At 60.5% G+C, this 10793-nt stretch carries 7 protein-coding genes; 3 read left to right on the top strand and 4 right to left on the bottom strand.

Annotated elements, in window-relative coordinates:
- Positions 1–305: 305 nt before the first annotated feature.
- From T3A99_RS27790 to T3A99_RS27780, 4 genes are all read right to left on the bottom strand, one after another.
- Entirely contained in the window at positions 306–2753 is a 2448-nt protein-coding gene (locus T3A99_RS27790; RefSeq protein ID WP_322835004.1) for an efflux RND transporter permease subunit, read from the bottom strand.
- Positions 2750–3856 (bottom strand): WD40/YVTN/BNR-like repeat-containing protein, encoded by a 1107-nt coding sequence (locus T3A99_RS27785; protein ID WP_322835003.1) that lies wholly within the window; start codon positions 3854–3856, stop codon positions 2750–2752. Before T3A99_RS27785 ends, T3A99_RS27790 begins: the two co-directional genes overlap by 4 nt.
- Before the next feature lie 234 nt (positions 3857–4090).
- The gene (locus T3A99_RS28000; protein ID WP_370695193.1) at positions 4091–4174 is read right to left on the bottom strand and encodes a hypothetical protein; all 84 of its coding nucleotides are present in this window, start codon (positions 4172–4174) and stop codon (positions 4091–4093) included.
- A 116-nt stretch (positions 4175–4290) separates the two neighbouring features.
- Entirely contained in the window at positions 4291–6087 is a 1797-nt protein-coding gene (locus tag T3A99_RS27780) for a methyl-accepting chemotaxis protein (RefSeq protein WP_047230536.1), read from the bottom strand.
- Positions 6088–6334: 247 nt separating this feature from the next.
- On the opposite strand from T3A99_RS27780, the gene T3A99_RS27775 reads away from it, so the two are divergent.
- The 3 genes from T3A99_RS27775 (at position 6335) to T3A99_RS27765 (ending at position 10675) form a co-directional block, all read left to right on the top strand.
- Positions 6335–6601 (top strand): DUF4212 domain-containing protein, encoded by a 267-nt coding sequence (locus T3A99_RS27775; protein WP_047230535.1) that lies wholly within the window; start codon positions 6335–6337, stop codon positions 6599–6601.
- An 11-nt stretch (positions 6602–6612) separates the two neighbouring features.
- Positions 6613–8382: a sodium:solute symporter family protein gene (locus T3A99_RS27770; protein ID WP_322835002.1), complete on the top strand. Its 1770-nt coding sequence runs from the start codon at positions 6613–6615 to the stop codon at positions 8380–8382.
- A gap of 166 nt (positions 8383–8548) precedes the next feature.
- A complete protein-coding gene (locus tag T3A99_RS27765; RefSeq protein ID WP_107322617.1) occupies positions 8549–10675 on the top strand; it encodes a TonB-dependent siderophore receptor in 2127 nt (708 codons plus the stop codon).
- Positions 10676–10793 lie beyond the last annotated feature (118 nt).

The raw sequence follows: 10793 nt of genomic DNA, 5'->3' as shown, positions 1-10793 counted from the left end.
CCGATACGGTGGCAAGGCGGGACCCAAGTGCTGTTGATCAACTGATTTCAGGTTGATGAGGTAACCCTGTGGGAGCGGGCTTGCTCGCGAAGGCGTTGGGTCAGTTACGATGATGTTGACTGACCGACCGCCATCGCGAGCAGGCTCGCTCCCACAGTTGTTTTGGGGCGGCCTCGGGATTTGCATACACCACCGATCCCCCTTGTGGGGGATCTCAGAATTTGCCTACACCCCAGATCCCCTGTGGGAGCGTGCCCGCTTGGGGCCGTACCATCCGGCCCGCGTTTACCCGAGCAGGTGCCCGACTATGTCGTCGAGGCTGTCGTTTGATATGCCGTTCTCCTGAGTGCAGTCACGGGGAGGGGGTAGGGCTTCTGGCCAGGCGCCGGCTTGAGCAGGAAACTGGCGAGGGCCGGGAGCAGCACCAGGGCACCCAGCATGTTCCAGAGGAACATGAAGGCCAGCAGGATGCCCATGTCGGCCTGGAACTTGATGGGCGAGAACACCCAGGTGGCGACGCCGATGGCCAGCGTCGCACCGGTCAGCAGTACGACCCGGCCGGTGAACAGCAGCGAGCGGTAGTAGGCGATGGACAGTGACTCACCGCGGCGCAGGTGCAACTGCAGGATGCTCAGCACATACAGGGCGTAGTCGATGCCGACGACCACACCCAGGGCAATCACCGGCAGCGTGGTGACTTTTACGCCGATGTCCAGCCAGACCATCAGCGCCTCCGCCAGTACCGAGGTCAACATCAAGGGCAGGATTGCGCACGCCACCGCGCGCCAGGAGCGGAACACCAAAAAGCACAGCAGGATCACCGCGCCATACACCCACAGCAGCACTTCACGGTTGGCCTTTTGCACCACGCTGTTGGTCGCGGCCTCGAGACCGGCGTTGCCGGCGGCCATCAGGAAGCGTTCATCGCCTTGATCGTTCGCTGCCGCAAAGGCCTGGATCTCTGTGACCAGCGCCTGCAAGGTCTCGGCCTTGTGGTCGCGCAGGAAGATCCTGAGCATCGACAGGTCGCAGCTGTGGTTGACCAGGCTTTGGGGTGCGTATTTGACCAGGTTATTGATCACCGCCTGGTTGGGTAGCAGGCCGATCCACTTGGGGTTGCCTTCGGTGAGCTGGCTGGTCATGACCTTGACGAACGCGGCAAATGAATCGGTGGCGACCACGCCGGGCTGCTGGCGCAGGCGCCATTCGAGCCGGTCGATGCGTTCGAGCAGGGCGTAGTTCATGCACTGTTGTGGCGCCGAGGTGACCATGACGATGAACACGTCGCTGCGGCTGCCATAGTTGGACGTGATGTAGGCGTTGTCCTGGTTGTAGCGCGAGTCGGTGCGCAGTTCCGGGGCGCTGGGGTCGAGATCGCCGATTTTCAGATGCAGGCTGACCATGAGCCCGCCGACGCCCAGGGCCAGGGCGACGAGCAAGGTCGGTGCGGCCACCTTGCGTCGGGTAAACAGGTCCAGCCAGCGCCACAGCAGCGGGTGTACCTTTTCCTCCCGTTGTGCTTGCTCGCTACGCAGGCTGCGGGCCGTGGCCTGGGGGCCGACGCCGATGTAGCTCAGCAGAACAGGCAGCAGGATCAGGTTGGTGACGATCAGGAATGCCACACCCAGGCTGGCGGTCAGCGACAACTGGCGGATCACCTCGATCTTGATCAATAGCAGCACGGCGAAGCCGACGGCATCGCAGGCCAATGCCATGAGCCCGACCATGAACAGGCGGCGCAAGGTGTAGCGTGCGGCGATCAGGCGATGGGTACCACGACCGATGTCTTGCCGATAGCCGTTTATCGTCTGTGCTCCGTGGCTCATGCCGATGGCGAACACCAAAAAAGGCACCAGGACGGTGTAGGGGGCCAGTTCGTAACCGAGCAACGGCAGGCTGCCAAGCCACCAGACCACCGCGATCGATGAGCAAAACAACACCAGCAACGTACTGCGCAGGCAACGGGTGCAGGCGAACATCACCAGGCCGGCGATCAGGATGGCCACGGCAAAAAAGGTCAGTACTTGGGCGAGTCCTTCGATCAGGTCGCCCACCACCTTGGCAAAACCGACAACGTGCAGGCGAATGTGCTCGTTCTGGTACTTGGCGCGGATGTCTTCAAGCTTGGCGCCGAAAACCCCGTAGTTCAGCGGTTCGCCGGTTTCGGTGTCGATGTCCAGCAGCGGTACCAGCAACATGCTCGATTTGAAATCACCGGCGACGATGCTGCCGATTTCACCCGAGCGTTCGATGTTCAGACGCAGTTGTTCCAGGCTGTCGGCCGAACCATCGTAGTGCGAGTCGATGACCTGGCCCTCGTCCAGGCCCGATTCGGTGATGCCCTGCCAGCGCAGGGTCGGGGTCCACAGCGACTTCATATAGGGCCGGTTGACCCCGGGGAGCAGGTACACCTCATCGCTGATCTTTTGCAGGGTTTCGAGATAGTTCTTGTCGAGAATGCTGCCCTGGGTATTTTCCACCACCACGCGCACTACGTTGCCCTGGCCGGCGAGGCTGTCCTGGTTGGCCTGGAAGTTGATGACGAACGGATGATCCTGGGGAATCAGCCGCTGGAAGCTGACATTGAGCGTCAACTGAGGCAACTGCGAGACAAAGAACCCGGTCAGCAGCAGGCAGGCCAACATCAGCCAGGGACGATGGTTGAACAGCAGGCGTTCGAGCAGCGAGCCCGAGCGGGTGTCGAACTGGCGCAGATCCGCGATCACTGGAGCCTCTTCGTGAGTAGTCTTCATGGCGTAGACTCCTGGGCGATCGATAGGGGCGCGGCGAGTTTCTCCGCCGGCAGGGTCACGATGCCGGCCAGGCTGGTGATCACCAGGCTGCCGTCAGTGGCTTGGGCGACAGCAGTCAGCGGTGCGCCCCAACCGAAGGGGACGGGTCGGAAACTGCGGCCCTGGTCCCGGCTGGTGTACACCCGGCCTCCCTGATCGAGCAGCACGACGCTGCCATCGCTCAATTGCAGGCCCGCGTTGAAGCTGGCCTTGGCGCCATCAATGGTGACGGGTTGCCATTGTTGCCCGCCGTCGTCGGAACGGAACACGTTTGCCTGCAGGCCGAACAACAGGAGCCGGTCGCTCGCCAATGACAGCAAGCCGAAGTAGCTGCCCTCACAGGGCGAGGCCACGCGTTTGAAGGAGCCGCCGCCTGGACTTGTCGCCAATAGCAGGCCTTGTTCCCCGGCGATGAACCGTGTCCGACCCTGGGTTTGCAAGGCGTAGAGGTGCAGGCCGTCCGGGTTCTCGACTTGACCGGAGAAGGCCCGCCAAGTCCTGCCCCCATCTCTGCTGCGCAACGCCAGATTGAAGGCGCCGACCACGCTGACGCGATTCGGGCCGTTGAACATCAGGGCCAGGAGAGGTTTGTCCGGGCCGTCGTCCACCAAGCGCTGGGCCGCATTCAGGTATTCGTCTCGGGCCGCTTCATCGAGCGAGGCGGCCTCCTGTTCGGCCTGGGCCAACGTCAGCGCAGCGGCCTGGATACCATCGAGTCGTTTGCGCCAGCTTTCGCCGCCGTCCTCGCTGGACAGCACCACACCCTGATGGCCGATGGCCCAGCCATGGTTTTTGTCGACGAAGGCCACGGCGGTCAGGTTGACATCCACCGGGACCGCGGCCTGATGCCAAGCCTTGCCGTTATCGTCGGACCAGATCACCAGCCCATGTTCACCAACCGCTACCAGGCGTTGCCCGGCGCGTACGATGCCATTGAGCAAGGCACGTTGCGGTTGCGCCACACTGGGCGCCGGGCGATTGAGCGGGTCTGCCGATGTCGCTGCCGAGGCAATCTGCGCGGTGCCCAGGGTCAGCAATCCCCCGAGCAGCAAGCGTCTGGCCATCGCACGACTTCGTCGGCCCAAGCCAAGGGGACGGTACCTGTTAGCGAGCACCGGAACGTTCCAGTGATTGTGGGGTAAACATGCTGTTTGGTCGTTCATAGAACTTCACCGCCCCCTTGTCGTCGATCAGGTTGAGCGCCGCGTAGTCCTTGGCCTGAAGATTGTAGACAAGGGGGGGGCGTTGTAGGCCGGCGGGATCAGCGGATAGACGAACAGCGTCAGGGTGGGGGGCTTCTACAACTGGCCCCTGGCGTGCCATGGGGCGGTCACCAGCACTTGCCAGGTGTCTTCATGGAGGTAAAAGCGAGGTTTGGGCACCCTGTGCCGTGCGTCGGAGCGCTATGTGGTGTCCACCATCCAGCCCCGTCGTATTGCACGTTCAGGGCTTGGCGCAGGTTATTTGTCGGGCTTGATATCGCTGTTGTGCCTGGAAATCACTCTGCCAGCAGCACCGCCGCATCGAACCCGACCCGCAAGTTGCCCCAATGGCGGCCGCCGAAGAAGAACGGTACGTCGATCTCGGTCATGATTTCCCCGGTATCGCGCAGGTAGGTCTGGAGCAGGAAGCGTTGGGTGTTGCCCGCCGCGCGCAGGCCGATCGGGTCGTTGAAGATGCGCTTGTTGCGGCACACCGGCAGGTCGACGGCGCGGTCACCGGTCGGTTGTTTCGAAACCCAGCTGTTGTTCACTGGGCAATAACCCTTGGTGTCGACGATGAATGAGACTTTGCCGCCCGGGGTGCTGCGGGTGAGTTTGTCGCATTCTTCCTGGCAGACTTGGGCAAAACGCTCGGTGTAGCTGGTCATGTATTGCTTGGGATCGGTGCCGGGGATCAGTTGGTAGTTCTGATCGAACAGGTTGAGGCCATCCTGCTGCAGCGCCTCCAATTGGACCTGGAGGCCGTCGCGGCACTGGCTGGCCCGGGTGATGGCGGCATCCAGCTTGCCATGGCCGAGCACGAACCGGCCCAACAATGCCTGGACCTTTTCAGCGACACCGGACAAGTCACGGGTAGCCGTTGCCGAATGCTGCATGCGCTGGTCAATCGACTGGCTGTCGGCATGGATCTGCGTAACCCGTTCGTTGATGCCCGTGTTGGATTCGGCGAAAAGCTGGATATGGGACGCGATATCGGCCAACTTGCCATTGGTGGATTCGAAGTCGCCGATCATGCTTTCGAAATGGCCCGAGGCACGCTCCACGACTTTCTGGGTTTCCCGGGCGCTGTGGCTGATCTGGTTGGTCTGTTCATGTGTGGAACTGACTTCTTCGAGCATGGCGTCGATGTTTCGTGAGATGTCGTCGGTAGCCCGGCTGACATTCTGCGCCAAGGTGCGCACCTCATCGGCCACCACGGCAAACCCCCGACCGCTTTCACCGGCCCGGGCGGCTTCGATGGCCGCGTTGAGGGCCAGCAAGTTGGTTTGGGCAGAGATCTGCTGGATCAGCCCAACGATGGACTTGATGCTCGAAGAACGTTGGTTCAGGGCGCCTACCAGCGTGGCGAATTCATTGAGGCTGCTGGAGATTTCACTGATGTTGCCCGTCACTTCCAGCAATTCTGCATAGGAGTCGCGAGCCATGCTCAGGTTCTGCGCAGTGGTGCTGGAAATGCCCTGAGTCTGGCGCGAGACTTCTTCGATGCGACCTACGGCGGTGTTGCTCTGGTCCATCACTTCCTTGGCGAAGCGGGCCTGGTGAGTAGCGCTGTCGCTGGAGTCGCTGATGTTTTTCAACGAACGCGCCGATTCGACCGCAATGTGCACGGTCAGCGCCTGGACATTACTGATGATCTCCCGCTGCTTGGCCAGGAAGCGGTTGCAAGTGTCGGCCAGCACGCGGATTTCGTCGTGGGTCACCAGAGGCAGGTCTTTGGACAGGTCGCCTTCGCCGCTGGCGATCTCCTCGAGCGCCTTGGTCATGGCCGTGACGGGGCGCACGATGAGGTGGCGAAAGTACCAGACCATGAAGCTGATCATGCACAGCGTCAGCAGCGCGCCGAAGAGCAGGGCATGGGTGAGGCTGTCGAGCCGGCCTTCGACTTGCCCCAGCAGCGCAGGGTCCAGTTGCGCAGTGTGCAACTGCAGCACAATGTCGGCGCGGGCACTGACTGCCACCCAGTAAAGCAAGCCACTGACCACGACCAGCAGGAAAAGGCTCGACAGCTTTTTGGTGAGCGTATCGAAAAACTGCATCTCGATAGACTCGTACAAGGCCTTTAGCGTCTGCATCCGTTGCTCCCGGGTAAAAAATCACTTTGATTGCATACATTCGACCGCGCACGGCAAAGCTTTAGGGAAATGGGCGATTTGATATCACTGCGGCGGTTTCCGCGATCTTTAACCCGTCCCAGTAGGTGAGGGAACGCGGATGTCAATATCCAGAGTGGCGAAGGTAGACGAAAGTCGTACTAGCGCTCTGCCCAGCGACTGCTACGGTTTGAGTGGAAAACAATAAAAACAACGGGAGTTGATTTCCATGTCCACTCAAAAGCAACAGGCTGCGCGTGCCTACTGGACGGAGAACCTGCGCTGGATGCTGGTATTGCTGGCAATCTGGTTCTTGGTGTCGTTCGGCTTTGGCATTTTGCTGGTTGACCAGCTCAACACCATCAGCTTCTTCGGTACGCCCCTGGGATTCTGGTTTGCCCAGCAGGGGTCCATCTATGTCTTTGTGCTCGAGATCTTCTTCTATGTCTGGAAGATGAATCAGCTCGATCGCAAATATGACGTCCACGAAGACTGAGGCCGACGAGCATGGATACCCAAACCCTGATCTACCTGTTCGTCGGTGCGTCCTTTGCGCTCTATATCGCCATTGCCATCTGGACGCGCGCCGGCTCCACCAGCGAGTACTACGTCGCCAGCAAAGGGGTGCACCCGGTACTCAACGGCATGGCCACCGGGGCCGACTGGATGTCGGCCGCCTCGTTCATCTCCATGGCCGGGATCATCGCCTTCGCCGGCTATGACGGCTCGGTCTACCTGATGGGCTGGACCGGCGGCTATGTGCTGCTGGCGATGTGTCTGGCGCCGTATCTGCGCAAGTTCGGCAAGTTCACTGTCCCGGAGTTCGTCGGCGCGCGTTACTACTCGCAGACGGCGCGGGTGGTGGCGGTGATCTGCGTGATCTTCATTTCCTTCACGTATGTGGCAGGGCAGATGCGCGGTGTGGGCATCGTGTTCTCCCGTTACCTGGAAGTGGATATCAATACCGGCGTGATGATCGGTATGGCCATCGTGTTCTTCTATTCCGTGCTGGGCGGCATGAAGGGCATCACCTACACGCAGGTGGCGCAGTACTGCGTGATGATTTTTGCCTACATGGTGCCGGCGATCTACATCTCGATCATGATCACCGGTAATCCGATCCCGCAACTGGGCTTCATCAGCGAGGTCACCGGCTCCGGCCAGAGTGTGATCGAGCGGCTCAACGGGCTGGGTGCGGAGCTGGGTTTCACGGCCTATACCGACGGCACCAAATCGACCACCGACGTGTTTTTCATCACCATGGCGCTGATGGTCGGGACTGCGGGCCTGCCTCATGTGATCGTGCGTTTCTTCACCACCCCGACAGTGCGTGATGCGCGCAAGTCAGCAGGTTACGCACTGCTGTTCATCGCTGTCCTCTACACCACCGCGCCGGCCGTGGCGGCTTTCGCGCGCACCAATCTGCTGACCTCGATCCCCAACGTCAGCTACGCCACCGCGCCAGCCTGGTTCAAGACCTGGGAAAATTCGGGGCTGATCGCCTGGGCGGACAAGAACAACGACGGCATCATCCAGTATGGCCCGGGGGCAGCCCTGGTCGGCGCGCCGAGCTTCACGGGTGAACGCGGGGCGAACGAGCAGCGGCTGCTGAGCAACCAGGTTTCACCGGTGGCCAACGAACTGTATGTCGACAACGACATCATGGTTCTGGCCAACCCGGAGATTGCCGGGTTGCCAGGCTGGGTCATCGCCCTGATTGCCGCCGGTGGCCTGGCGGCGGCGCTGTCGACGGCAGCGGGGTTGCTGCTGGTGATTTCCACATCGGTCTCCCATGACCTGCTCAAAAGCAACATCATGCCCAGGATCACTGAAAAGCAAGAGTTGCTGGCCGCCCGGATCGCCGCTGGCGTGGCGGTGCTGATCGCCGGGTTGTTCGGCATCTACCCGCCGGCATTCGTGGCCCAGGTGGTGGCGTTCGCCTTTGGACTGGCGGCGTCCTCGTTCTTCCCGGTGATTGTCATGGGGATCTTCTCCAAACGCATGAACCGCGAAGGCGCGATCGCCGGGATGATTGTGGGGCTGACGTTTACATTCACCTACATCGTCTACTTCAAATTCATCAATCCGGCGATGAACACTGCCGAGCACTGGTGGCTGGGCGTATCGCCCGAAGGCATCGGCACCCTGGGGATGCTCTTCAACTTCGTAGCCGCGGTGGTGGTGTCACGCTTTACCGCGCCGCCGCCGGAGCACATTCAGCACCTGGTGGAAGATATCCGGGTTCCAAGGGGGGCGGGTGCGGCCATCGATCATTGATGTGCGGTAAGCCCTGATAACAGGGGTGGGAAACGAACAAAGGCGCCGGAGTGATCCGGCGTCTTTTTTTTGCGCGGGTCAAGCGGGAAAGCGTTAGAAATATTTACTGGGAATCATTCTCAAAGTATATTCTCTCTCATTAACATCCCTCTGTGAGTGCTGCGTCTTGAATCGTTCCACCCCTCTCGCTACCCGCAACGCCTTTTTTAAACGCGTGTTGCCAACGCTGTCCTGCTGTTTCATTGCAAGCCCTTTGTGGGCGCAGGACATTCTCGAACTGCCAACCACGGACATCCAGGGCAGTCGCATCACTCAGGACGAAGGGTACACGGCGTCGCAAGCCAGCACCGCGAGCAAAAGCGATGTACCGATCAAGGAAGAGGCGCAGTCGATCAACGTGGTGACCCGGCAGACCCTGGCGGACTATCAGGTGCGCTCGCTGGGCGATGCGATGAAATTTGTCAGCGGCGTCAGCCAGGGCAATACCCTGGGCGGTTCGCGGGATTCGCTGGTCAAGCGCGGTTTCGGCACCAACGATGACGGCTCGATCCTGCGCGATGGTGTGCGTTCGAACCTGGGACGTAACTTCAGCGCCACCACCGAGCGGGTCGAAGTGCTCAAGGGCCCGGCCTCGATGTTATACGGCGCGCTGGAGCCCGGCGGCCTGGTCAACATCATCAGCAAGAAACCCGAATACACCCAGAGCACCACACTGAGCGGCTCGGCCTACAGCGAAGGTGGCGGCACCATGGCCCTGGATACCACCGGGCCGTTGGGCGATACCGGCCTGGCGTATCGGTTGATCGCCGAGCGTGGGCATGAGGATTATTGGCGCAACTATGGCGTCAACGAGAGCACGCTGGTGGCGCCGTCCCTGACCTGGACGGGTGAGCGGGCCTCGTTGAACCTCAGTTATGAGTACAACGAATATTCCAATCCCTTCGACCGCGGCACCGTATTCACCGACGGGCATCCGGCCGACATTGACTACAACAAGCGCCTTGATGAGCCTTGGGCCAAAAGCGTGGGGATTCGCGAAACGGCGACAGCGCGGTTTGAGTATGAGCTGAGTGAAGCGTGGAAGACCCGCGTGACCTATGGTTGGAACAATGATCGGTATAGTCTTTCGATTGCGCAGCCCAATTCGCTGACGGGTAATAATTTGCGCCGTGCCGCCAACGGTGCTCACTATGACGATGAAACCCGCTACGCCAGCTGGGATTTCATCGGCAGGCAGCAATTGTTTGGTCAGCGTCATGACCTGCTGGTTGGGGCTGACAATCAAGTGTCTGACCAATTTCGTGGCAAGACCTACCGCAATACTGCTCAGGGTGGTTTCGACATCACTTCGCCGATCTACGGCAACCTGCCAGAGCCAAGCCAGATCAGTGCTCCCCAAAGCGACCTGAGTAACCAGTTGACCTCCAGCTCCGTTTATCTCAAGGACAACTGGCACCTCGACGACCACTGGATTCTAGTCTTGGGTGGCCGCTACCAGCATTACGATCAATACAGCGACCAAGGTTTGGGCAGCCGTTATGTGGTCAACCGCGATGACAACGGCGACGCTTTTGTACCGTTCCTGGGGCTGGTCTACAAAGCCACCGACAACCTGTCGCTGTATGGCAACTACAGTCGCTCCTTCAAACCCAACGATGACGTGGACGATGCCGGCAACACCTTCGATCCAGAGGAGGGCCGCAGTTATGAAATCGGCGCCAAATACGACCCGCTACCGGGCCTGAACATCAACCTTGCGCTGTATGACATCGTGAAGAAGAACGTCGTAACGTCCTCCACGGTCAATGGCGTCACGTTGGCAGAAGCCGCCGGCAAAGTCGGCTCCCAAGGTCTGGAACTCGACGTCACCGGTCGTCTGGCCGAGCGTTGGGATCTGATCGGCACCTACGCCTACACCCACACGGAAATCCTCGACGATCCGGATGACGAAGGCCACCGCCTGGCCAACGCACCCAAGCACACCGCCAGCCTGTACCTGACCCACCACCTGAACGTGCCTGCCGAATTCGGCGCCTGGCACGCCGGCGCCGGTGCCCGTTACGTCGGCGAGCGCGCCGCCAACAACGCCAACGATTTCTGGCTCAGCAGCTACACCGTGGCCGATGCCTTCCTGCGCTGGGAGTCACCGGTATTGGGGCACAAGACCTCGTTGCAGTTGAACGTGGACAACCTGTTCGATAAACATTACTACCCGTCTTCCACCGGCAGCCAATTGCAGGTCAATGTCGGCGAACCGCGTACCGCCCGCCTGAGTGCCAGCGTGACGTTCTGAGTGCGCTGTACTGAAAACAAAAAATGCCCGGAACCGAGTTCCGGGCATTAATGAGATGGTCACCCCCACACCCTGCGAGGGCTACGCTTTCGCAGGGTGTTTTGTTTTCGGAGGCCAT

Origin of the sequence: Pseudomonas sp. N-137, assembly GCF_034555295.1 — a bacterium.
Classification (GTDB): Bacteria; Pseudomonadota; Gammaproteobacteria; order Pseudomonadales; family Pseudomonadaceae; genus Aquipseudomonas; species Aquipseudomonas rhizophila.
This window is presented reverse-complemented; position numbering and strand designations above follow the sequence as displayed.

Coding starts and splice junctions, on each gene's coding strand:
- T3A99_RS27785 (WP_322835003.1), bottom strand. CDS start 3,856: ATGGCCAGACGCTTGCTGCTCGGGGGATTGCTGACCCTGGGCACCGCG.
- T3A99_RS27790 (WP_322835004.1), bottom strand. CDS start 2,753: ATGAAGACTACTCACGAAGAGGCTCCAGTGATCGCGGATCTGCGCCAG.
- T3A99_RS27770 (WP_322835002.1), top strand. CDS start 6,613: ATGGATACCCAAACCCTGATCTACCTGTTCGTCGGTGCGTCCTTTGCG.
- T3A99_RS27780 (WP_047230536.1), bottom strand. CDS start 6,087: ATGCAGACGCTAAAGGCCTTGTACGAGTCTATCGAGATGCAGTTTTTC.
- T3A99_RS27775 (WP_047230535.1), top strand. CDS start 6,335: ATGTCCACTCAAAAGCAACAGGCTGCGCGTGCCTACTGGACGGAGAAC.